This window comes from Butyrivibrio sp. (assembly GCF_017433805.1).
Lineage (GTDB): Bacteria > Bacillota > Clostridia > Lachnospirales > Lachnospiraceae > Butyrivibrio.
The window spans coordinates 33535-57629 of the sequence record NZ_JAFRGN010000028.1; the positions used below are offsets into that span (position 1 = coordinate 33535).

The 24095-nt window shown below is 41.5% G+C and carries 22 protein-coding genes and 1 other annotated feature; of the genes, 5 read left to right on the top strand and 17 right to left on the bottom strand.

Features of this window, described 5'->3' with window-relative positions; all coding sequences use genetic code 11:
* Positions 1–16 precede the first annotated feature (16 nt).
* The 4 genes from IJI01_RS07435 to IJI01_RS07450 all read right to left on the bottom strand — a co-directional run bounded on the left by IJI01_RS07435 (position 17) and on the right by IJI01_RS07450 (position 3735).
* Complete coding sequence (locus IJI01_RS07435) at positions 17–328, bottom strand: septum formation initiator family protein (RefSeq protein WP_292188119.1); 312 nt, start codon at positions 326–328, stop codon at positions 17–19.
* Between the two features lie 73 nt (positions 329–401).
* On the bottom strand, positions 402–641 hold the full coding sequence (locus IJI01_RS07440; protein WP_292188122.1) for an RNA-binding S4 domain-containing protein: 240 nt from the start codon (positions 639–641) through the stop codon (positions 402–404).
* A 2-nt stretch (positions 642–643) separates the two neighbouring features.
* Complete coding sequence (locus IJI01_RS07445) at positions 644–2380, bottom strand: PEGA domain-containing protein (RefSeq protein WP_292188125.1); 1737 nt, start codon at positions 2378–2380, stop codon at positions 644–646.
* An 11-nt stretch (positions 2381–2391) separates the two neighbouring features.
* Positions 2392–3735: a CCA tRNA nucleotidyltransferase gene (locus tag IJI01_RS07450; protein ID WP_292188128.1), complete on the bottom strand. Its 1344-nt coding sequence runs from the start codon at positions 3733–3735 to the stop codon at positions 2392–2394.
* A gap of 100 nt (positions 3736–3835) precedes the next feature.
* Here IJI01_RS07450 and IJI01_RS07455 point away from each other — a divergent pair, with 100 nt between their 5' ends.
* Positions 3836–5557 (top strand): GGDEF domain-containing protein, encoded by a 1722-nt coding sequence (locus IJI01_RS07455; RefSeq protein ID WP_292188131.1) that lies wholly within the window; start codon positions 3836–3838, stop codon positions 5555–5557.
* Positions 5550–7232 carry a GGDEF domain-containing protein gene (locus IJI01_RS07460; protein WP_292188134.1) on the top strand — a complete coding sequence of 561 codons (1683 nt, stop codon included), beginning with the start codon at positions 5550–5552 and terminating at the stop codon, positions 7230–7232. Before IJI01_RS07455 ends, IJI01_RS07460 begins: the two co-directional genes overlap by 8 nt.
* Before the next feature lie 80 nt (positions 7233–7312).
* Here the strand turns inward: IJI01_RS07460 and proS are convergent, their stop codons facing one another.
* The 7 genes from proS to murI all read right to left on the bottom strand — a co-directional run bounded on the left by proS (position 7313) and on the right by murI (position 17044).
* Entirely contained in the window at positions 7313–8746 is a 1434-nt protein-coding gene (gene proS, locus IJI01_RS07465) for a proline--tRNA ligase (protein WP_292188137.1), read from the bottom strand.
* An 82-nt stretch (positions 8747–8828) separates the two neighbouring features.
* Positions 8829–9066 (bottom strand) — a binding site (T-box leader).
* A 47-nt stretch (positions 9067–9113) separates the two neighbouring features.
* A complete protein-coding gene (locus tag IJI01_RS07470) occupies positions 9114–10268 on the bottom strand; it encodes a hypothetical protein (protein WP_292188140.1) in 1155 nt (384 codons plus the stop codon).
* 207 nt (positions 10269–10475) lie between these two features.
* Positions 10476–11498: a sugar kinase gene (locus tag IJI01_RS07475; protein WP_292188143.1), complete on the bottom strand. Its 1023-nt coding sequence runs from the start codon at positions 11496–11498 to the stop codon at positions 10476–10478.
* Between the two features lie 179 nt (positions 11499–11677).
* Positions 11678–13036: a GGDEF domain-containing protein gene (locus IJI01_RS07480; RefSeq protein ID WP_292188146.1), complete on the bottom strand. Its 1359-nt coding sequence runs from the start codon at positions 13034–13036 to the stop codon at positions 11678–11680.
* Positions 13037–13146: 110 nt separating this feature from the next.
* Positions 13147–13698 (bottom strand): anaerobic ribonucleoside-triphosphate reductase activating protein, encoded by a 552-nt coding sequence (gene nrdG, locus IJI01_RS07485; RefSeq protein WP_292188149.1) that lies wholly within the window; start codon positions 13696–13698, stop codon positions 13147–13149.
* A 128-nt stretch (positions 13699–13826) separates the two neighbouring features.
* Positions 13827–16058 carry an anaerobic ribonucleoside-triphosphate reductase gene (nrdD, locus tag IJI01_RS07490; protein ID WP_292188152.1) on the bottom strand — a complete coding sequence of 744 codons (2232 nt, stop codon included), beginning with the start codon at positions 16056–16058 and terminating at the stop codon, positions 13827–13829.
* A 167-nt stretch (positions 16059–16225) separates the two neighbouring features.
* The gene (gene murI, locus IJI01_RS07495) at positions 16226–17044 is read right to left on the bottom strand and encodes a glutamate racemase (RefSeq protein ID WP_292188156.1); all 819 of its coding nucleotides are present in this window, start codon (positions 17042–17044) and stop codon (positions 16226–16228) included.
* 48 nt (positions 17045–17092) lie between these two features.
* On the opposite strand from murI, the gene IJI01_RS07500 reads away from it, so the two are divergent.
* The gene (locus IJI01_RS07500; protein ID WP_292188158.1) at positions 17093–17542 is read left to right on the top strand and encodes a hypothetical protein; all 450 of its coding nucleotides are present in this window, start codon (positions 17093–17095) and stop codon (positions 17540–17542) included.
* A gap of 33 nt (positions 17543–17575) precedes the next feature.
* Here the strand turns inward: IJI01_RS07500 and IJI01_RS07505 are convergent, their stop codons facing one another.
* The 3 genes from IJI01_RS07505 to trmB are packed head-to-tail and all read right to left on the bottom strand — an operon-like array spanning position 17576 to position 19308.
* Complete coding sequence (locus IJI01_RS07505) at positions 17576–18292, bottom strand: SH3 domain-containing protein (protein WP_292188161.1); 717 nt, start codon at positions 18290–18292, stop codon at positions 17576–17578.
* A 41-nt stretch (positions 18293–18333) separates the two neighbouring features.
* A complete protein-coding gene (gene trxA, locus IJI01_RS07510; protein ID WP_029231353.1) occupies positions 18334–18654 on the bottom strand; it encodes a thioredoxin in 321 nt (106 codons plus the stop codon).
* A gap of 3 nt (positions 18655–18657) precedes the next feature.
* Positions 18658–19308, bottom strand: coding sequence for a tRNA (guanosine(46)-N7)-methyltransferase TrmB (gene trmB, locus IJI01_RS07515; RefSeq protein WP_292188164.1), 651 nt, complete (start codon positions 19306–19308; stop codon positions 18658–18660).
* 132 nt (positions 19309–19440) lie between these two features.
* Between trmB and IJI01_RS07520 the strand changes: the two genes are divergently transcribed.
* Positions 19441–20838 carry a D-alanyl-D-alanine carboxypeptidase family protein gene (locus tag IJI01_RS07520; RefSeq protein WP_292188167.1) on the top strand — a complete coding sequence of 466 codons (1398 nt, stop codon included), beginning with the start codon at positions 19441–19443 and terminating at the stop codon, positions 20836–20838.
* A gap of 51 nt (positions 20839–20889) precedes the next feature.
* Here the strand turns inward: IJI01_RS07520 and IJI01_RS07525 are convergent, their stop codons facing one another.
* Complete coding sequence (locus tag IJI01_RS07525) at positions 20890–21825, bottom strand: 3'-5' exonuclease (protein ID WP_292188171.1); 936 nt, start codon at positions 21823–21825, stop codon at positions 20890–20892.
* 124 nt (positions 21826–21949) lie between these two features.
* On the opposite strand from IJI01_RS07525, the gene IJI01_RS07530 reads away from it, so the two are divergent.
* On the top strand, positions 21950–22492 hold the full coding sequence (locus tag IJI01_RS07530) for a glutathione peroxidase (protein ID WP_292188174.1): 543 nt from the start codon (positions 21950–21952) through the stop codon (positions 22490–22492).
* 95 nt (positions 22493–22587) lie between these two features.
* Here the strand turns inward: IJI01_RS07530 and IJI01_RS07535 are convergent, their stop codons facing one another.
* Together IJI01_RS07535 and IJI01_RS07540 are read right to left on the bottom strand one after the other, a co-directional pair.
* The gene (locus IJI01_RS07535) at positions 22588–23214 is read right to left on the bottom strand and encodes a hypothetical protein (protein ID WP_292188177.1); all 627 of its coding nucleotides are present in this window, start codon (positions 23212–23214) and stop codon (positions 22588–22590) included.
* Between the two features lie 64 nt (positions 23215–23278).
* Positions 23279–24095 (bottom strand): DUF1295 domain-containing protein (locus IJI01_RS07540; RefSeq protein WP_330623099.1); only part of this gene is annotated, 817 nt, incomplete at its 5' end.

Consider the following 24095-nt stretch of genomic DNA (forward strand, 5'->3'; position numbering starts at 1 on the left):
AATTAATTACTTTCGTTTAGTTACTTTCATTCTTGAAGATAATCTCTCCCGGATATACCAGTCCCAGTTTATCTCTTGCTGTATCCTCTATGTATTTACGCGTGTGCGTGTACTTCTCGAATTCAGCTATCTCTGAGCTTCTCTGCTCCTCCTGCTCAATCTGCAATACAAGAGCTTCCTCTCTGGTCTGATATTCATCAGCCTTCTTCATGAGTCCAATACTCTTTATCGATACTACAGAAACCAGGATCAGCACAACGATGCTTGCCCAGATAATACCTGCTGCATTCTGGAAGCGACGACGCTTATAGCGTGCTCTGCTTGCCATGATATACCCCTCAAATTAAGACAAAATTTAGATAATACCCTAAACCTATAATAATACTGCAATCCGCCCCGTGTCAAATATAACGATACAGCTGAGTTACATCTTCTTTGTGAATTGTTTCCTGGACATCAAGCACTTCTACGCTGACATCCTTATTACCAAAGCCGATGGTTATCTTATCTCCAACCTTAACCTCTGCAGAAGCCTTGGCTGGGCGTCCGTTTATTGTTACTCTTCCTGCATCGCAGGCTTCGTTAGCTACTGTTCTTCTCTTAATAAGTCTTGTTACTTTTAAATATTTATCTAATCGCATTGTTAATCTCCTGATGATGCTGATGCTGTACTCGCAGCATCGCTTACTTCTGAACTGCTCTCTGAGCCGTGACCATCTGTAGAGGATGAATCCCCTGATGAATCTCCAGAACTCTCACCACTTCCGCCTTCGTCGGAAGATCTGCCATCTGAAGCCTCTGACGAAGCGGATGACGCTTCTGAGGATGGCTCCGTTGAGCTTTCTGAAGGCGCAGAGGATGCCTCTGTGGAGCTCTCAGATGGAGCTGCTGTGGATGCTTCTGATGCAGAATCTGAAGACTTGTCACTGCCAGAATCTGTGTCGTCTTTAATCTTGACCATGTCAGGGAACTCATACTTAAGATTTGTTTCCTGCATATCAATGTTTATTCTGTAGCTTCTTGTCTCATAGCCTTCTTTCTTGACTATGATCTCGTGATTACCTGAAATCTTGGCAACACTACATGGGATAAGTCCTATATAATTGCCATCAAAATAAAGCTCTGCGCCGTTTGGCTTATCAATATAGATTCTATAGCCCTCAATTACTTTGTTGGTAACGCCAGTACTGCTCTTACCAGAAGAATTGGAGCTAAGTGAACCTGATGATACGGCAGATGCAAAATTGGAGCTCTTATTAGATTTCTTTTCCTGGGTTGATGCCTTGGAGCTGGCATCTGATGATTCCTTATGAGGAAGTGAAGCGGCTGAAGATGCCACTGTGCTTGCCTCCTGGGCAGACTCATCTTTTTCCAAAGTTATGCTGATAACCGATTTGGGTGTTCCAACCTTGAGGTACTTGGTCTGTGTAATGTAGCCGTCAGCAATTATCTTGAGGTTATGATAACCATACTGAATCGTCTGAGGAACTCCCGTAAGCATTCTGGAGCCATCTACAAATACGTCAGCAGTATCAGGATCTATCTCAAAGGTTACAAGGCCCTCTTTTGGCCTTGATATGGTAACATCACTGGTATCAATTACTGTCTCCTGGTTACGATTGATGCTGACCTGAGACTGGTAATTAGCGCCATTTCCCAGTATCTGTAGAGTATAATCGCCTTCAGGGGCGCTCAGCAGCATGTTGGGAGAAATCTTGTGGATTACTTCGTTATCAAGCTCAAGCCATGCACCTACAAGACTCTGGTTCTCAACTGTCTCAGAGGAAAGGCTAACATAGCCATGTCCGCTCTGCACAACAACGCTGTAAATATCGCGACCGATTCCGCTTACTGTAACAGAATCTGTAGAAAGAATATCCTCAGCTAGTGCCAGTTTTTCCTCGGCCATGATAAGTGTCCTTGAATCAATCTTGTAGACATCGCCATTAACAATGGCTGTACCATCGTTTCTGACAAGGTTGTGATCTCTGGTATTGCCAATAACCCAGGCATCCTTGGACACATTAAGTGTTGTGATATGTTTGGAGCTCTTTAAGAAGGTCACCTCGACAATCTGTCCATCCGACAGAAGCCTTGGTGATAGAACATCCCCATAGATATCGTACATCATGCTGGTATTATCATAGTTTAGTGTATAGGTCTTACCAGTTGAATGATTTCTGAACCTGATTTCTTTTCTGTCCACGTCTACAGCTCTGATAGCTGCCACATCTGCAGAATCGTATCTTCCAAGCAAAGAAACATTGACCTTTTCAGTTCCAAGCCCGCTGGAAGCATACGAAACAGGTGATAGAAAAGCCATTATTCCCGCCATAGAAAGAGCAAGCAATAGCTTTGTACGCAGATTTGTTTTTTTCACGATCTTACCCCTCATTGATCCTTCAAAAAAATACTTAGGCGCTCCGGCTCTAGCAAATACTCCTTGGAATTATGCTCTGGATTGTCTATTACATCCATCAGCATCTTCCCTAGTACATCTCCTATCTTTTTGCCTGGAGTTACTCCCTGACTGATCAGGTCTCTTCCGTTAACAGCAAGGTCTCCAAGCGTTACACACTCTTGTTTAACTTTTATTTCCTCATAAATAGCACTGATATCTTCTATCTGCTGTAGCTTCTCCTGCCTCTGGTAGTCGCTCTGAGCCATGGTATCTGCATATCTGACTTCCAGGAAATCCTGAAATGCATCAACTCCCACCTTGTTGATGGCGCGTCTGACGCTCCTGGCCTCTGCAGGGAATCTATAGTCGTGATACTTGATAAGATTGCATACCTTATCCATAGTATCCCTGTCGAACTTGAGCCTTCTGAATATAACTCTGGCCATCTCAGCGCCTTTTAAGTCATGTCCGTAAAAATGGCTCACTCCATCTTCGTCTACTGTCATTGTAGCAGGTTTTGCCATATCATGCATCAGCATTGTAAGCCTTAACACCCTGTCTGGCCTTATGTTCAGCATGGTCTGTATGATATGTTCTCCTACTGAATAAGCGTGATGAATATTGTTCTGCTCTGTCTCCATGCAGGCATCGAACTCCGGCAGGATTACCTTGGTAATGCCAAGCTTATAGGCCTGCCTTATCTTATCCGGATGATCTGACAAAAGAAGCTTGACCAGCTCTACCTGTATTCTCTCAGCGCTTATTTTCTCAAGAGTTGGAGACAGCTCTTTTATCGCTTCGCAGGTCTTGTCCTCTATGGAATAGCCTAGCTGAGCCGAAAACCTGATGGCTCTCATAATTCTAAGGGCATCCTCAGAAAATCTCTCATAAGGATTTCCAACGCATCTGATCAGGCCTTTTTCTATATCCTCCAAGCCTCCAAATCTGTCTATCAGACCTTCTTCCTCGTTGTAGGCCATGGCATTTATAGTAAAATCCCTGCGTTTCATATCTTCTGTCAGGTTTTTAGTGAAAGTTACTTCGCTTGGGTGTCTGTTATCCTCATACTTGCCGTCAATACGGTAGGTCGTGACTTCATAGCCCTCTTTTCCCATCATTACAGTTACTGTTCCGTGCTCAATTCCTGTATCAATGGTACGTCTAAATAGCTTCTTGATATCCTGAGGAACGGCATTTGTGGTTATATCCCAGTCTCCCGGAACTCTGCCAAGAACAGCGTCCCTGACACAGCCACCAACCACGTAGGCTTCGAATCCAGCCTCATGGATTGTATCTAAAATTATTTTTGCATTGTCTGGTAATTTAATATTCATATCTAAATAATAGCCCATACAACCTATCTTGTGAATAATTTACTAGGCATTTTCTACTATAAGAAGTATACTAAATATATGTAATAATGAGGATTTTCGCATGAAATATCAGAAACGCATTAGAGCATCAATATTCGCTGTTGTTCTGCTTATACTCTCAATTGTCCTGGTAATTGCTGTTAAAAAGGGCAACCAGATTGTTCTGTCTCGTGATTCAGTCACTGAAATAAATGACAACTGGACGATAATAAGCAAAGGCCAAGCGATTTATAGTGACGACGTGTCTCTGGCCGACATTGGAGTTATCAATGAACTGGAATCAGTCTCTATCTCTAGAATCATTGAAGATGTGGGCTTTGATAATCCATGCCTTTCATTCTTTTCTATTCATGCCATAGTTCATGTCTATCTTGATGATGAGCTGGTTTATTCCTATGGACAAAAATTTTATGATGCACAGAACATTGTCCCCAAGAGCTCCCACTACATTCCTCTTGGAAATTCTTATGCCGGCAAAATTCTCAAGATCGAGTTTATTGGCTCAAGAGATTCCTCTTTTTCAGGAATACCAGTGATCTATATCGGTAAAAGAACTGATATTTTAAATCTTGATCTCTATAATGGCACAATTGCTCTTTTAGTTGGTGGTTTTTTATTTGTACTGGGACTTCTTTTGATCACTTTGTCCCCGTACCTGTTTTTCTATCACAACAAAGATCTTCGTATTTTCTTTAGCGGACTTATTTCTCTTTTATTGGGCATATATATTATGGCCTACTATCGCATCTTTGATCTTCTTATCAATAATAGTCTGCTCAATACTATCCTGGAATACACATCTCTTTATAGTATCCCAACAGTTATTGTTGGATACCTTATGTGCGTGTATTCCAAGAATGTCAGAAAGCTTTTCACTGCATTGTTTATCATTGACGTATGTCTTTTCATGGCTTCAATAGGCCTTCATATGTCTCATTTTGCCAGATTTTCTGACTTCACTGCCATTCTGCACGTCGTAGCCGGAATAGAATTTGTCATTTCTGTTGTCCTAATTGCCAAAGACATACATGCAAACGCCAAAACTAATATCAGAAATATTTATTCCACTGATAACATCTTCGTTTTGGGACTTCTGGCATTCATGACCCTGTCTATTGTCGATGTAGTCAGATACAATTTCTATAAATATGGCAGAAGCTCAGGCGAAACTAATGCAACACTTATTGGCTTTACAATAGGCGCTCTTATATTCGTCACCTGTCTGCTGATCAGTTATCTATATTACAACATCTTCAGTTCAAACATTGCATCCATGCAGAGCAAGATCGTGGATCTGGCCTATACAGATGCACTTACAGGTCTGTCAAACAGGGCTCGCTGCGAGCAAATGATGCAGATGATCTCAGAAGAACATGGTGTATATGCCATCATTAGCCTTGATCTTAACAAGCTAAAATATGTAAATGATAATCTTGGACACCATGAGGGTGACAGACTTCTTACGGGTTTTGCCACTATTCTCTCTGATTGTTTCTGGGATGCCAATCTTATAGGCAGAATGGGCGGTGATGAATTCATTGTTATTCTGCTTGAAGACCGTACCTTCAATCTGACCAAGAGAATACATGAGATGTATTCGATAATAAATGACTGGAATCACAAAGAGCAGGTATTTAAATACAGTGCTTCTTATGGTTATGCCTACAGCTACGAGGTTCCTAACGGTTCTGCAAATGAAGTGTATATGCTTGCAGATAGCCGAATGTATGAGATGAAACGTGAGCATCACGAATCTGGTCAGGAGGTGATTAATCATGCGTAAAACTTCCTATTTCCTGGCCTTTGCTTTTGCTATATTCATTTTAATCGGCGGAAGCCTTCATTATCTTTTCCTGTTTACTCCGGATTATCCCGTAAAAAGACTAGACACGGGCTGGAATCTGGTATATCAGAATGACCAGTACTTAAACGTCAATCTGGAGCGGTTAAGTGATGACATTGGTACAACGCTTTCCCGCGGAGAGACCTTAACTCTTAATCTCACTACGCCACTTGAAGATATAGGCGTTCCTTTCCCTGCTGTTGTCTTCAAAAGTCAGCACAGTGCTTATGAGGTTTACCTGGACAACGAACTATTTGATGAGAAAAACATGGACAATGTTTCTGGCATAAGGTTCCTGGGCATTGGTTACAACACCATCAGCCTCCCATCTGATTATGCCGGCAAAAAACTGTCTATTAAGCTATACACCACGGAAAATAACACCCGAGCAGATCTTGTGACTCCGCTTTTTGGAAATTTCGATGATCTGTATCGAAACGTACTTCATGACGTACTAATTCCTGCATTCACAGCAATATTCCTTATTGTTTTTGGATTCGTATTCCTGATCATTTCGCTTGTTTTCTTTATGAAATCGTCGGGTGTATCTTCCCAGGTAATATGCTCCATTCTCAGTACCGTCATGGGCTTTTGGATGCTCAATTTCTATGATGCTATAGATTTCTTTATTTCGCCGCATTATGCCACATTTATAGAATATAGCGCCATGTATATGATAGTGCCCCTTATGTTTATCCTGATTCACAATCTTCACAAGAGGCATAACAGCAATGTGATCATTTTCCTTAGCTACTGTAGCATAGGCTTTGCTGCGCTTTTTATCGTGCTTCACCTGCTCAATATTGTTCATATTCATCATTTCCAGACACCATACTTTTTAATGTCTGTAATAGCACTTATTATTCTTCTAGTATATGACTACTTTGATTTAAAGCAGCAATCCAAGAATAACTCAAATCGTATTCTGATGATGGGACTTACTGCACTGGCTCTTTCTCTTGCAGTTTATGAGATTTCTGCTATATTCAAGCTTTTCGTAGACTACAGACAGGCAATCATCTTAAGCGTTCTTGTTCCTCTTGGAAGCCTGTTCTTTGTTGTAACACAGCTGCTCAACCATTTTATCTTCATGACCAGAATGTTTGCTCAGCGAAAAGAATATGCTTCACTTACTCAGATTGCTTATGTGGATAACCTGACTGAGATTCCTAACCGCGTAAGCTGTGATAAGAGGCTATTAGAACTGGCTGAATCCACAAGTAACTACTGTATCCTGAGCCTTGACCTTAATGGACTAAAGGAAGTTAATGATAACGCCGGTCATCCAGCTGGAGACAGGCTGCTCAAGTCTTTTGCCGGCGCTCTTAGAGATGTATTTGAAGGAACAGGCGAATGCTTCCGAATAGGTGGTGATGAGTTCACAGTTCTTTTCACCAGTATTGAAAAAGAGGTATTAGATGAGATGCTGATGACACTTGAAGCCAAGCTTTTAAAGCTTGACGAAGAGGATCCAGAGGCCAACCACAGTGTATCTTACGGCTACGCTTACAGCTTTGAAACTCAGGATCATGATACTCATACAGTCTTTATGCTGGCTGACCAGAGAATGTATGAGTTTAAGAGAAAATACTATAGTCATTTATCTACCAGATGATCAAACTATAAGACCCTGCGAAGGAACAACAATTCCTTTGCAGGGTCATTTTATTTGTAATTTATGTAGCTACTAGTGAATTAATAAGCACGTCCCCAGTAAACCATCTTCTTGGCTGGCTGTCCGCATATTACACACTTATCTGAGAGGTTCTCCTGCTCAAATGGAATACAACGGCTTGTTACGTTGAACTCTTCTTTGATCTTGTCCTCACACTCACGGCATCCGCACCACATAGCCTTTACAAAGCCGTTAGTTTCCTTGAAGTTCTCTGCAAACTCGTCCTTGTTGTGAGCTGCAAATGTATGTGCCTCAAGATGTGCCTTAGCTCTCTGGAACATATCGTTCTGAATCTGATCAAGGAGCTCTGCCATCTTAGCTGGAACATCTTCAATAGCACACTCGATCTTTTCTCTTGTATCACGACGGCAAAGTACGCACTTGCCTGCTTCAAGGTCCTTAGGTCCGATCTCAACACGAACTGGAATACCTCTCATCTCCTGCTCAGCGAACTTAAATCCTGGTGTTCTGTCTGTGTCATCAACCTTAACTCTGAATGCTGAAAGACTCTCTGCAATCTTATTTGCTGCCTCGAGAACGCCTTCCTTCTTCTGCTGGATAGGAATAACAACAACCTGGATTGGAGCAATCTTAGGAGGTACAACAAGTCCTGAGTTGTCACCGTGAACCATGATCATAGCTCCGATTGTTCGTGTTGTAAGTCCCCATGATGTCTGGTTTACATAGTGGAGCTGGTTGTCCTTACCTGCATACTGGATGCCGAAGGCCTTTGCAAAGCCATCACCAAAGTTGTGGCTGGTTGCGCTCTGAAGAGCACGTCCATCATGCATAAGAGCTTCTACTGTGTATGTAGCCTCTGCTCCTGCAAATTTCTCTTTATCTGTCTTCTGACCCTTGATAACAGGAATAGCCATGTCGTTCTCAAGGAAGTCAGCGTATACGTTCAGCATCTGCTGTGTACGCTCTTCTGCCTCTTCGAAAGTAGCGTGAGCTGTGTGTCCTTCCTGCCAGAGGAACTCACGGCTTCTAAGGAAAGGTCTTGTCTCCTTCTCCCAACGAACTACTGAGCACCACTGGTTGAGAACCTGTGGAAGATCCTTGTATGAGTGGATCTCTCCCTTATAGTAATCACAGAAAAGTGTCTCTGATGTAGGACGTACACAGAATCTCTCTGCAAGTGGCTCAAGACCACCGTGTGTTACCCATGCAACTTCTGGAGCAAAGCCCTCAACGTGATCCTTCTCCTTCTGAAGAAGTGACTCAGGAATGAACATTGGAAGGTATGCGTTCTGAACTCCTGTTGCCTTGAATCTTGCATCAAGATGCTTCTGGATAAGCTCCCAGATTGCATAACCTGCAGGCTTGATTACCATGCAGCCCTTGATGTTAGAGTAGCTAACAAGGTCAGCCTTGATGCACACGTCTGTGTACCATTGTGTGAAATCCTCATCCATGGACGTGATTTCTGCTACGAGTTTCTTGTTGTCTGCCATTTTCTTTTTCTCCTTTTTGATTTGTGCTAAGGGATTTCCAAGCATTTATGCAAAAAGAAAAGCCGATGCTCTTTGATCCCAAATCAGGGACCGAAGTTCATCGGCGGTACCACCCTTTTTAAATCCGGATATGGAATAATCAACCGGACTTCTCTCACTTACCCCTTAACGCGGGAAACGCTGTATTTATGCCACTTAGTAAAAAGAGCTTTCATACAGGACTCCAAGGCAGGTTCGCTGTTTAGACATAAGAGCCTCGCACCAATGGCTCTCTCTCTGAGATGTGTTACGCAGTTACTATTCCTCTTCTACGTCTATAAATATATTTAAAGATGATTTTATTGATTATTCTGTCGCTTGTCAACCCTCACACTGACACGCTGAAGCTGCCTGGGTTTGTAGTGGTAGTGCCAGCTACACCCGCTGCTGCACCTGGCATTGAAATCCTTACTGTCATCTGTTGTGTATCAGATCCGCCTGATGAGCCAAATACTGCTGAACCAGCATTTCCACCTGACATTGCTCCTGTAGCTGCTGCCTGTGCCTTATTCTTCTCGTGCTCTATCATTCCTTTAAGATAATCTCTGTCTGCTTCCGCTATCTCTTTCATTTCTTTAGCCCTGTGCTTGATCTTGAGCATCTTAAGGTCTTCTTCGGACATGTTAGGGTCAGGAGCATAAAGAGTTTCTGTCAGCTCTGTAAGATCCATGTCTTCCATCATTTCTGCCATTTCCTGGTTAAATTCATCCATCATTTCTGACATGGTATCACTTGCAGAAACAGCTGTTTCCTGAGTGTTATCTGCAATTTCTTCACTTATTTCCTGCATCATCTGCTGATACTCTTCCATGGCAATCTGTAGTTCATATTGATAGTCATATTCTGGGCGGAACTCATCATCTACATCCAGCTCCTGCATTGGATCAATGAGTTCCTCTTCTTCAAGTTTTTCCTCATCCTCTTGATCGTCTGTTTTCTTTTCTTCTATTTCTTCAAGAGCTGCTCCAAAGCCCTTGTGTGCTCTTTCAACCATCTCTTCCTGCTCAAGGTGAATTGCCTTTTTCTTGGCCACCTTTTCCATTGACTCAGCGTGATCTATTGCAAGCTGAAGCTCTTCATCATCGTACTCGCCGTTGCCCTTAAGGCGCTTTAGACGCATGATCTCACGCTTCGCTGCCTGAACTGCTTTCCTTACACTTACAGAATTCTTACTGCGAACTACCTGCGAAGATATCTTTTTGAAATTATACTGGAGTTTCTTTTTCTCAAGCGATGCTGCTTTAGATTTGGTACGCGAAGCCTTCAGCTGATTAGCATAGTTAACAGCCTGATCTACTACGCTACTCTTTTTCTCACTTTGCCTCTGCTCATAAAAAAGCCTGTCAAGCGTAGTATCCTTGGTTTCTTCACTTCTACCAATATTGTCGTTACTATACGGTGATTTGGACGCAGATTTGCCCCACAGAGAATTGTTATTTCTGTATATGTTCATACACAAATTTGTATTGATACCTACAGACATTTCGCATCCTCCATGACGCCGATACAAATCCATTTTGGCCTAGTAGCCCTATCACATTTTATATCGACATTTTGGGCGAAAACCTTAATAGCCACAGGTATATTTTTACCAAACAAAAAAGACTGGGGGATCCAGTCTTTTCTGTTTATTAGAGGTTTTTATAAAGGAAATACGTTATGGCGAACGTAAATCGGCAATTTGAATGAGTCAGCGGTTAAGCTCGCTAGTAGGACCGTCTGACTGGTGGTTCCTGATAATACTATCTATCTCTCTAAGATCACTTGCTGGAAGATCTCCAGGGATAGTATTCTTGACACTTGATGTGGCATTGCCATAGGCGAGGGCCTTCTGACAATCTCCATATTTGAGCATTCCGTAGAGAACGCCGGACACATAAGCATCACCAGAACCAATTCTATCTATAACATCAATGTTGGTATAAGGCTTTTCTGTGTAGAATTCATCACGCTCTGCATCATAAATTGTTGATGTAAAGTTGTGTTTGCGAGGGCTGATAACTTCTCTCTGAGTAGTACATACAACCTTGACCGGATATTCCTTGGTATAGCTCTTCATAATATCCTCAAGGTCACCTTCCTTCTGCATCATGCGTCTGGAAGTCTCCTCTGATATAAAAAGAATATCCACATAAGGGAGAATCTTCTTGATAGCAGTTCTCGCATCCTCTTCACTCCAAAGGTTAGCACGGTAATTACAATCAAAAGATACCATTGCTCCGCCTTCCTTGAAGCGTCTGATCATCTCAGTAGTAACTTCACAGGTGTTCTTGTTAAGAGCAAGTGTGATACCACTTGTGTGGAACATTCTGGTGGAAGTGTACACATCCTCAGGAATCTCATCCAGTGAAATCCTAGTGATGGATGAATTCATTCTGTCATAAACAATTGAAGGCTTACGTGGTGCAGCGCCATTCTCGTAGTAGTAGATACCAAGTCTTGCCTCAGGTGACTCATCATAAATAAGATAGTCATCTGATACACCCTCGAAACGAATCCTGTTCTTAATAAATGTTCCAAGAGCGTTCTGTGGAAGTCTTGAAATGATTCCAGTACGAAGCCCTAAAAGAGCTACTCCGGAAGCTACATTAAGCTCGGAGCCACCAGCCCTCTTATCAAACACATCACCTCTTGTCATGCGCTCATAATTAGGTGGTGAAAGGCGGAGCATTATCTCGCCAAAGGTTAAAAGATCAAAACGTCCGTCTCCCATAAAGGCCTCCTTGCATAACATATAACCTATCAATACTGCTAAACATCAATTGCTTACAATGGATATGATAGATTAAAAGATATTCTTGTGTAAGTGCTTACATCGCACCAAATATGGAATATTCTGAACATTCACCGGCAAAAAACAAGGACGAGACAATTATCCCGTCCTTTAACGTGTTATTTACTTCTTTTTCTTCGATCCTCATGAGTCTGATAGAACAGGCGCTTGTCCGCATACATGGCATTATCTGCCCTGTCAAATACACTCACATATTCTTTATCCTCGGAAGGATCATAGGTTGCAAAGCCTACTGAAACGCCAACTTCTACGCTAGGATCATGGAAAATAGGTGATTCCTTATTCTTCCTGCTGATAATATCCTTAAGTACCTTGATCTGTTCTGAAGGATCCGGATCATCAAGAATAGCCACGAACTCATCTCCACCAATACGGTATATTCTGCTCATTCCAAAGACATCTCTTATATCTTTTGAAATTTCTATAATAAGCTTATCGCCTGTATCATGACCAAAATCATCATTGATGATCTTTAGCTGGTTGATATCAAATACTACAACAGAGAATACAATCTCTGGATTCTCTTTCATTTTCTTTTCCAGAATCTGCAGATATTCCATGTAGGAAGTTCTGTTGTTCATTCCTGTAAGGCCATCAATATATGCATGGGAACGTATAATCTCAATCTGGTTTGCAAGCCTTGCCTGCATAATGATGAGCCTTTCTCCCATATAGTCAATGATATCCGTAACACCCCTGGCATCATCCGAATCATTGTACATTGGGAAGTCAAAGCTGTCGTTATCAAAAGCAACCTCTTCGATCAGCGTCTCAACTCCATTTGAAAGATCATTCATCTTATCAATAAGGGTTTTAAAATATCGGAAATACTGTCTGGTTATAAGAATAGCAAGAGTATTGGCACAGACAAGTGCAACAGTCAAGAAAGTTCCCACGATTATGAATAGATGCTTTAATTTATCATGGTACCAATCAGAGCTAAAATCTACAGCTACTATACCGGCCACATTTCCTTTAGAATCATATACTGGAGAATAGGAACTATAAAAAGTACCCCATTCATCCTCATAAGGTACGTCATCTACTCCGGCAACTCCTTGGCTGGCATTATATAGTGCTTCTGTATATACAATAGGAGCTCCAAATTCTCCCGGATCTTCTATTGTAGGGTCAACGCCAAAAACAAACTCTCTTTCACTTACCTGCATTATGCAGTAAATATACTCGAGCTCAATATTATCCTGAAAATATGTAAGGGTGTGCATTACTTTCTGATATTCGGGAGAATCAATATCGTCAGCGGTAATCTTCGCCAGTTCATCGCCATCTAGCATGGCTGCTGCTGTATTAGAAATATCCAGCATACGCTCATTTATCTGAGTTCTCATGGCCTGCGCTGATTCACTGATAAGGACATAACCAAAGATAACATTGAATATTGCTAATCCAATGCTGTTGAATATTGTATAGTTAGTTGCATTGTTAAGTTTCTTCATTTCCCAATGACAATATACTTATAATCGGTTAAACGTCTACATTATTTATTATAGCACTACCCCCCCCCCGAAAAAATTTAAAAAAACTCTAACTAAATCTAACGAAAGTATTAACTAAGTCTTGATTCATCCCTGTCATTATACTTGGATAAGACAATTTCCCCTGTCTCAAGAGACTTTCTTACATCAATTACTCTCTGATTCTCTGATCCCCTGAATCTGAGCATGATATTCTTTTTATCCAGCATGAATTCTCCGTCCACAAGAACATCAGTCATGGACAAAATAGCCTCTGTATCTTCGCCGTAACATTTCTTGTTATCTTTGTCTGTCAGTTCTTCCCAGGTATAGCCTGAATAGATCCAGATTGTGGCCTTAGGAACTTCTTTTTTTATTCGCTCCAAAAGAGGTCTGATTTCCTTCTGATTAACGATTTCCATAGGCTCTCCGCCAAGGATAGTAAGTCCTGCAATATAATCAGGCTTAAGAGACTCGACGATCTCATCCTCCACCTCTTTGGTATAAGGAACTCCATAATTAAAGTCCCATGTCATCTCATTAAAGCAGCCTTTGCAGTGATGTGTACAGCCACTTACAAAGAAGGCAGTCCTACATCCTACACCATTTGCTACATCGTTGTAATAAACCTGTCCGTAATTCATATATTTTGCCCTGATTTTTCCTTGTGTATCACAAGAGCCGGGATAAATCCCGGCTCCTGCTATATGTCAATTTCATAACCCCCTACAAGTAGGCTTACGCGAACCTGTAATTATCAATTCAAAAGCCATTAAAGCTTTGGATTGCTCATGTGCAATACTCTCTCTTTGATCTCCTGTGTACGTCCCTGATTCCAGAACTGTGTTCCGATATATCCACATGTACGACGTGCAACGTTCATCTTGTCCTGATTGCGGTTACCACAGTTAGGGCATTCCCAGATGAGCTTACCGTCTGTATCTGTAACAATCTTGATCTCTCCGTCATAACCACAGCACTGGCAGTAGTCTGACTTGGTGTTGAGCTCAGCATACATGATGTTGTCGTAAATGTACTTCATAACTGAGATTACAGCCTCGATGTTGCTGTTCATATCTGGAACCTCAACATAGCTGATAGCTCCTCCTGGAGAAAGAGCCTGGAACTCAGATTCAAACTTAAGCTTAGTAAATGCATCAATCTGCTCAGTTACATGAACATGATAGCTGTTTGTAATGTAGTTCTTGTCTGTAACCTCTGGAATAATACCAAATCTCTTCTGGAGGCACTTAGCAAACTTGTAAGTTGTTGACTCAAGTGGTGTTCCATAGAGACTGAATGCTACGTTTGTCTCAGCTCTCCACTTAGCACACTTATCATTGAGGAACTGCATTACCTTAAGAGCGAAATCTTTTCCTCTAGGATCTGTATGTGATACGCCCTTCATATACTTGGTACATTCGCAAAGTCCAGCGTAGCCAAGTGAAATTGTTGAGTAGTTGCCAAACAGAAGTGGATCGATAACTTCGCCCTTCTGAAGTCTTGCAAGTGCTCCGTTCTGCCAAAGAATAGGAGCTACATCTGAAGGAGTTCCAAGGAGTCTGTTGTGTCTGCACATAAGTGCTCTCTTACAGAGCTCTGTTCTCTCTTCAAGAATTGCCCAGAACTTCTCTTCATCCTTAAATGATGAGCAAGCAACGTCTACGAGGTTGATAGTAACTACGCCCTGGTTGAAACGGCCATAGTACTTGTGGTTGCCATCCTCATAGTTAAGAGCATGTGACTTGTTGCCCTTGTTGCAAAGACCTTCTGCGTTCTCTTCGCTATCAGGTGTAAGGAAGGATCTGCATCCCATACATGGATATACATCGCCCTTCTTGAGCTCTTTCATCTTCTTGGCTGAAATGTAGTCAGGAACAAGTCTCTTGGCTGTACATTTAGCTGCGAGCTCTGTGAGGTACCAATACTTGGAATCCTCATGGATATTGTCCTCATCAAGAACATAGATGAGCTTAGGGAATGCTGGTGTGATGAGCTGTCCCTTCTCATTCTTAACACCAAGGATACGCTGCTTGAGCATCTCCTCGATGACCATTGCAAGGTCTTCTCTCTGCTGTCCCTCTGGAACCTCATCGAGATACATAAATACTGTAATGAAAGGAGCCTGACCATTTGTAGTCATAAGAGTGATTACCTGGTACTGAATAACCTGGCAGCCTCTCTCGATTTCCTTTCTAACTCTCATCTCTGCGATCTCTTCAACCTGCTTCTTGTTGACCTTAACGCCTGCAGTCTCAAACTCAAGAGCAACTTCCTTGCGGAATTTCTGTCTGCTGACATCAACAAAAGGAACAAGGTGTGAAAGTGTGATACTCTGTCCACCGTACTGTGAGCTGGCAATCTGTGCAATCGCCTGTGTTGCAATATTACAAGCTGTTGAAAAGCTCTTAGGACGCTCGATCATGGTCTCAGAAATAACTGTACCGTTCTGAAGCATATCCTCAAGGTTTACAAGACAGCAGTTGTGCATGTGCTGTGCAAAGTAATCTGAATCATGGAAGTGAATAAGTCCCTCTTCATGAGCCTTAACAACATCCTCAGGCAAAAGAAATCTTCTGGTAATATCCTTGGAAACCTCACCTGCCATGTAATCTCTCTGAACAGAGTTAACAGTAGGGTTCTTGTTGGAGTTCTCCTGCTTAACCTCTTCGTTACTGCACTCGATAAGAGACATGATCTGCTCATCAGTTGTATTGGACTTTCTGACAAGAGCATGCTTGTAACGATAGGTAATGTACTTTCTAGCTACATCGAACTTGCCAGCTCTCATGAGTCCATCCTCAACCATATCCTGGATTTCCTCAACGCTAGCTGCACGTGTAAGCGTAGCACAAAGCTTCTCAACTCCAGTAGCTATGTCGATTATCTGACCATGTGTCAGTCTCTTCTCCTCAGTTACTTCATTATTAGCTTTCTCGATAGCTGCGGAAATTTTGCTGACATCAAAAGCAACTTCCTTGCCACTTCTCTTGATAATCTTCATAGGATCCCCCTTGAAAAATAGATATATTATATGTCTGTTTGAGCCACAAAAAATATGGCTGGCATGCAAGCATGCTACCATATTCTTTTTTTACTCTTTATCACTACATCTTGTGGTTACATTTAAATAATAATACAATATTTTGTTGATTTCAAGCCCTTTAAAAATTAAATTTTTCTCACCTGTTCGAGGCGATTATGCAGTCTTTTCAAGTGTTCCAGCGTTTTGGCATCCGAAATATAATTTTTAGAAAAATAATATTCCGTTTTGACTAACCCCAATATCTTGTGGTAGTCATCAAAAAATACCTCTGTATCTTGATCTGTATTCATTTCCAAACCAAGAACATCTGCCAGATGGTGAACTGTACCAAAATTACCATCCACAAGCAGCGTATCTTTGCCAAAAAATTCCTGTAAGGCCGGCTTAAAGTAGTTAAAATGCGTACATCCAAGAACGAGCGCACAATAATCTGCCGGGTCAAAATCAGCAAAACGACCTCTAATATAACCCACTACTTCCTCTGTGTCAAACTCCTCTTTTTCTGCGAATTCTACTAGCCTTGGCATGGCCATGAGGTCTACTCTGTGCTCCCCGTCTACTCTGTGGAGGAGGTCCTTAAGTTTGTCCTCACGAATAGTCACAGGAGTAGCTATTACCATGATCCTCTTATCGTCTGTGCCCTCAACTGCAGGCTTAACAGCAGGTTCCATTCCAAGGATCGGAATGTCAAATCTGCTCCTTAGTTCCTTAATGGCAACACTTGTAGCTGTATTGCAGGCTACAACAAGGGCCTCGGCTCCTTTTTCAATGAGGAACTGGGTATTGTCAATCGCAAACCCTATTATCTCCTCCGGAGTCTTAGTGCCATATGGAACATGCTCTGTATCCGCATAAAATATGTATTCTTGCCCAGGCAATCTGTGGTAAGCCTCATGTAATACGGATAATCCACCTATTCCCGAGTCAAAAATTCCTATTTTCATATGTTTTCCTATCTTTACATTTCATAATAAAATGATTAATCTTAATTTATGAGCGAGAAAAAATTTGAAGAACTGCATAAATTATACGACAATTCCAAGGTCGGCTCATTAGTCCAGGAAATCTGTGAGTACTATGCGACTCAGGACGACTATGAAGACAATTCCTATCAGGATGAGATCGAACCACCAGAGATAGTCGAGTCAATATATCTTCTGTTCTGCATCCAGAGTCGCGAGCAGATCCTCGATGAGCTGTCTATTGTGCAAAAAAAATATCCCGATCTATATAGCTCCGTCAGCGGGATGCACAACACTCTTTTAATCAATATGGATTATCGCACTCTTGAAAAGAGTTGTGGTCAGAAAATAGCTGATCATGCAAAAGACACTACACTTGAGGAAGTCCTAAACCATGCGGATTCCTATGCACGATCCAGCGAGTCACTTTCTGTCGCAGTTGATAAATTTTATACCTGGCTACATACACGCAGTAAATAATCAGTAACCATTCAGTAATGAATGGTTACTTTTTTATTTCTCTGATAAATACTTCATTGAAGCATAAACTCTTGATCCATTATAGTCCACAAGAGCCCATGTTCCATCTTCATTAACAGCAATTCTGCTAAGCTCTGTTCCCTTAGGGACAGATGTAACTATAGTTGCGTCGCTCTGAGAATTATCAACAGTTCTAAGGTTGAGCTTCTCAGCAGTTACGACAACTGTGTCATTCTTCTCAATATATCCAGTTGGCAGCGCCAGTTGAACCTCCTGGGCCTGATCCGGATCAGGTGCCAGATACTTGTCATAAACCTTGACCTTAAAAACAATTGCCAGAATCGCCAGAATGAGTATTCCTGTGATTATTGAAGATATCCTGATGAAGAGTTCAATTGGAAATCCACCTTCAGATTCCTCATCTTCCTCTTCTTCGTCGTAGTCATCGTCGCTATAATCTTCTTCCTCGTACCTTTCTTCTGTACGAGATCGTCTTCTCCTGATCGGTTCCTCTTCTACTACTTCTTTGGCCTCAGGTTCAGGCTCTACTGGTTCAGACACAGGCTCTTCTTTTTCCTGGACAGCCTCTTTCTCCCTCTCCAGTTCTTTCTGCCTCTCCTGGAAGTATTCTTCTCTTTCTTCCTCGTTAAAGAAGTTGTAAGGATCTACAATCTGAATATCTATATCGGTTGTGTCTTCGACGTTGCCTTTTTTCTTGTAGTCTTCAAAATTAGTAATCTTATCCGCCAACGTTTTGTACCTATTCCTTTATAAAACTAAAATGCTGACCGTTAGGCCAGCACTTTATCAATTATTCCTTGTAATTTAGCCTTGTTCAGTGCTCCAACTGCTGTCTCAATAACTTCCCCGTTCTTGAAGAAAGCAAACATTGGAATTGACATGACATTGTACTTCTGAGCTATGTCTGGAGACTGATCAACGTTGATCTTACCGATCTTCATCTCACCTTCATACTCTCCAGCGAGCTCATCGATTACAGGCGCCATCATCTTGCAGGGGCCGCACCAATCTGCGGAAAAATCAACGAGTACCGGAATCTTGCTCTTTAATACTTCTTCTTCGAAATTCTGACTGTTCAAACTGTAGTCCATTAGTTACTTCCCCTTTCTGCTCACAACGTATTTGTAAATCGGATTGCCTAGTGATGAGAACTTCTCCTCATATTCCGTCATTACATTGCCCTCGTTCATGACAGGGTCATTATGAAGGTCACGTGTACAAGCATCCAAAGTCCATCCAGCTGGTTCTACTTCCTCAAGTGCAAAATCAAACAGATCCTTGTTATCTGTTTTGAATTCTACAACCCCATCGGGCTTGAGAATCTTGTCATACCTTCCTAAGAATTCTCTTGATGGAAGTCTCCTCTTGGCATGTCTGTCCTTGGGCCACGGATCTGAGAAGTTGAGGTAAATTCTATCTACCTCTGATGGAGCAAATACATCTGCGATGTTCTCAGCATCCATTCTAATGAATATTACATTAGGAAGCTGTCTCTGCTCCTGTTTCTGAATTGCTCTAAGAAGTACACTGGAATATTTCTCAATTCCTACGTAATTGACGTCTGGGTTAAGCTCTGCCAAATCCATAAGGAATCTACCCTTACCCATTCCAATCTCGATTCTGATTGGATTGTCATTACCAAATACTTCTTTTTTCCAGAGTCCCTTCATAGTCTCGGGATTCTTGACAGTGTACTTACTGTCAGCAATTACTTCTCTGGAACCTGCAATGTTTCTTAAACGCATTTCTCATCCTACCTATATTTCTTATATTAGAATTTTACAACATTTGCGAGCACTTGGAAAGTAGTGTATTATCTATATACTATGAGACATTCTGATTTCTTTAATATAAGGAAAATCAAATATAGAGCGGCTTTGAGTGCACTCATTTTTTTGGCGTTCTTCCATATCCAGGCCGTTACCTCTTTTGCCGACACTGTAGACTATCAGGCAGAGGCAGATGCGCGTAAAGAGCTGCCAATCCAGAGCAACAGCACCTCCGGATGGCCAGAAGGACCAGCGATTGGTGCTGAGGCAGCCATCGTCATGGAAGCCTCCACTGGAACTATTCTGTATGCCAAGAATATTCACGAGGAGCTCTACCCAGCCAGTACCACCAAGATCATGACTTGTCTTTTGGCCGTGGAAAATGCCAGTCTTAGTGACAAGATAACCTTCTCTAATGATGCAGTATTTAGTGTTCCGAGAGATGGTTCTTCAATAGGTATGGATGTTGGCGAGTCTATCACTCTTGAGCAGGCACTTTACGGAATCATGGTAGGAAGTGCCAACGAAGTAGCCAATGCTGTTGGCGAACATGTAAGTGGCAGTATAGATGGTTTTGTAAACCTTATGAACAAGCGCGCCACAGAACTGGGATGTACCAACACTCACTTCAATAATACCAATGGTCTTCAGGATGAGTTTCATTATACAAGTGCTTATGATCTTGCACTAATAGCCCGAGCCTTTTTTGATAACGAGCTCCTGTGTAAGGTCGGCAACACCCCTCGTTATCACTTCACAGAAACCACAACGCAGCCAGATGATTTCTACCTTAATAATAAACACAAGCTTATCTCAGGAGAGATCAAATACGACGGAATCGTTGGTGGCAAGACCGGTTACACAGATCTGGCAAGAGAAACCCTTGTCACCTGTGCAGAAAGAGATGGCGTCAAACTGATATGTGTCATTCTCAAGGAAGAATCTCCAGCTCAGTTCACTGATACAGTCACTCTTTTCAACTATGGATTTAATAACTTTGCATCGATAAATGTAGCTGACACCGATAAGCGATACATGCCTAATGATTCCCTTTTCTTTGAATCAGAGCATGACGTATTTGGCAAATCAGGCACTATTCTGAGCCTTAACAAGGCTAGCACCATTATCCTTCCCAAGACTTCATCTATTAATGATACAGACTATTCTGTATCCTATGAGCTCTCAGAGGATGATCTGGATACTGCTGCCAATGCCATAGCCAAGGTATCTTATACCTACAACGGCGTTCCAATAGGAACTGCTCTCTTATGCTATGCTGCTCAGCGCAGTAACGGAAGCTACGGTGGCTCAGCCCATACTCACACCACCTATATCAATGTAGGTTATATTCTTATTGGAGCTGTAGCTTTTGTATTTATAATGACCATAGGCAGTTCCATTTCTTCGAGAATAGCTACCAACAGGCGCTACTCCAGTAAGAGTGACAGGCTTAGATACAGACGCCGTAAAAAAGAATTTAAAAAAGGTAAGATCAAGTTTAAATAATAAAAAAGCCTCAGTATTCCTTGTGAATACTGAGGTTTCTTGCTATTATCCTTAATCGCTCTGTCTCTTTTTGACTTTTCTTTGCTTGATCTTCATTGCCTCAACGTCTTCTGGCTGAATGAACTTGCAGGTCTTAACAACAAATAATCTTCCGTTTTCTGCCTTCTTGATGCGCACCTTGGACTTCATGAAGCCGTGAAGCTCGCAGTAGGCCACAGAATAATAGTGTTTACTGTTAGGAGAAAACCACTTAACCTTGCGCCTGATGTTGCGATGACACAAATAGCACTTGGTGCTCATGATCTCTATATTCTCCAGGATATCTTCCTTGGTATCAAACTCCCTTGAAATGTACTTAAAATAATCATCAAAGGTAATCTTGATCTCCTGCTTCCTGGTCTTGGGCGTTACATAGGTATCAAAAGAAACCTTCTGAAGCACCTTGTCACCTAGCTTTTTAAATATACGAGCTGTATATTCGGCATCAGCAAGCGCTCTGTGGAACGGAATATCTTTTTCCAGATTCATCTCATCAACGACAGTTGAAAGTGCCTTTCTGGATTTGCCATCATCAAATGCAAGGCTATAGAGCTTCTGAACATCATAGAAGGCTATAGGTCTATCGGACAAAAGAGGCATTCCAAAAAAGTCCAGATTTCTCTGAAACTCTGTAAGATCCAGCGGACCCCAGCTACAAAAAACAGCATCCTCTCCGCACCAATCCAGGAACTCTTTGGCTACCTCCTGAAACGAACCACCATTTTCTAAATCTTCCATGGTCAGATGTATCAGCTTACCTGTGATCCTGTGCATCTGTTTATAGACCTGTGGCTTGATGAGTCTTGAAAACTCGCCTGTCTTTTCTTTATTCTCATTTAATTTAACTGCGCCTATCTCAACGATCTCGAAATTAAGTGTCTTATCATTCTCTGTTACCGGCGCGTCTCCCTGGTTCCATTCCAGGTCAAAAACAATGTAATTCTTCATATTTACTATTATATTATATTTCTTCAAAATTTGTTCTTGACATTTTAAATTGTGCGCAATATAATTTGTATAAATCAAACATTGTAACCAATTTATTTGTATTTAATTTTAATGGAGGTCCAAGATGGGATTTTATGATTATTCTGTAACTGATGCTCAGGGCAATGAAGTTTCTATGGCTGATTTCAAGGGCAAGGTTGTTCTTGTTGTTAACACAGCTACTGGATGTGGCTTCACACCTCACTACAAGGATATTGAGGCTATGTACGAGGAGTATCATGATCAGGGACTTGAGGTTCTCGACATTCCTTGTAACCAGTTTGCAGGACAGACACCTGGTACAGACGACGAGATTCATGAGTTCTGCCAGCTTCATTACAACACTAAGTTCCCACAGATGACCAAGTCAGAAGTTAACGGCGATGGTCAGCTTCCTCTCTATAAATTCCTCAAGGAGCAGAAGGACTTCGAAGGCTTCGGTAAGGGACCAGCTGCTCTTGCTATGGGCGTAATGCTCAAGAAAATTGATAAGGATTATAAGAACAATCCTGATATTAAGTGGAACTTCACCAAGTTCGTTGTAGATCGTGAGGGTAATGTTGTTGCCCGCTTCGAGCCTACAGCAGATATGAAAAAGGTTGCTGAGTGTGTAGCATCTCTTATCTAATCTCCATAAGATTTGCATGTTTCTAACGCAACGACACTTTATGTATAAAACGAGCGGCTGATCAGTTATACTGGTCAGCCGCTTGCTTTTTACGATTATTTATTTAGTTTTAGCTGAGTAAGTCCTGCTCTTCTAAGTCTTACTACTCCAAGGAGGAAGGCTCCCTGGCCTAATATGTTAACTCCTTCGGCTATCCAGTTCCAAAATGCTGCATCAAAATCCTTGGAAGCAAGGTAACCCATAGTAAGAGAGCATACAAAATTAATTACAAATAGTGCTATAATTGATGATTTCTTAAGTCTATGAGCAATTACGCACAGAGCATAACAGATCATAGCAAGTCCAATGATCATAAAGCTGATCATTATTGGTGTTCCCTTAAACAATACAGGTGGAGCAATACAAAGTGCTGCGTTCTCTGTCTGCTTGTGATTAAGCATTCCTACAAGTCCCAGACCAGATAATAAGAATCCCACAGAAATAACTGGGAAATACAGGTTATTAAGTGATTCAAAATCACAAACACCCGCAGCGTACAGTAATTTGTAAGTAGCCTTAGCTGAACCGGCAAAAACTACATCTATTGTTCCAGTTGCAAAAAGCGCAAATGCACCTTTGCTCATCTTGTTATACAGATCCCTCTGCAATTTTACAGCTGCTATTGCGAAAAATAATACAGGAAGGAAATCTGCGAGCGCCATATAAACGCTATAGTCTTTCATAAAACCTCCAAATTTACCTTATTATTTTTCCCTCATAAAAATAAACAAAAATCGATTTTGGATATCAACCCTTTTTATTCAAATGATAGATAGGTAAAAATGGGATGATGATTGGTGTCTTATCAGCGTAGTCGTTATATGCCTGATCATTTCCATAACGAGCCATCTGTCTCTTTTCAAGACGCTGTGCGCCATTGAACATAATATATACAATTGCAATGTAAGCAAGTACTGCAATAAGCCACTGTCCAATTCCAGTGTAAGTTGTGATTCCACTTACAAAAATACCTGTCCAGAATGTGATCTCTCCAAGGTAGTTAGGGCATCTTACAATCTTGTAGAGGCCTTCTGTAGCTACCATGTTTGGATTGGCCTTTTTCTGAGCTGATTTCTGCTTGTCAGCAGCTGACTCAAGGATAAGTCCACAAATTGAAATCACGATTCCGATAACTGGAAGAACTACGTCCTTGGACTCGTTAGCATATCTGTAAAACATAGGGCTAACCTGCATAGTATAAAGAACTGCGCAGAATACCCAAATTGCGATGCTTACAAAAACAGGAATTTTCTTATCTAAACCAATTTCATTCTTCATGGTCTTCTGATATGCAGAGCTCTTAATCTCTCTGTAGAGAAGGAAGCCTGAAAGTCTTGCACCATATGCAATGAAAAGAATAGTCTGTAAAACTGCAAGCCATAAAATACCATCTGTCCAGCCATTCTTAAGTGCAATAATAAGCGCGCAAACACCGCCCCCTGCTACAGCAAAGCCATATCCGATTGACATGAAGTATACATACTTGTAGAAACCTACTGCGCACAGAATAAGACATACGATGCAGATGATAAGTAAATAGTTCCAATGTAACATTTCTAGTCTC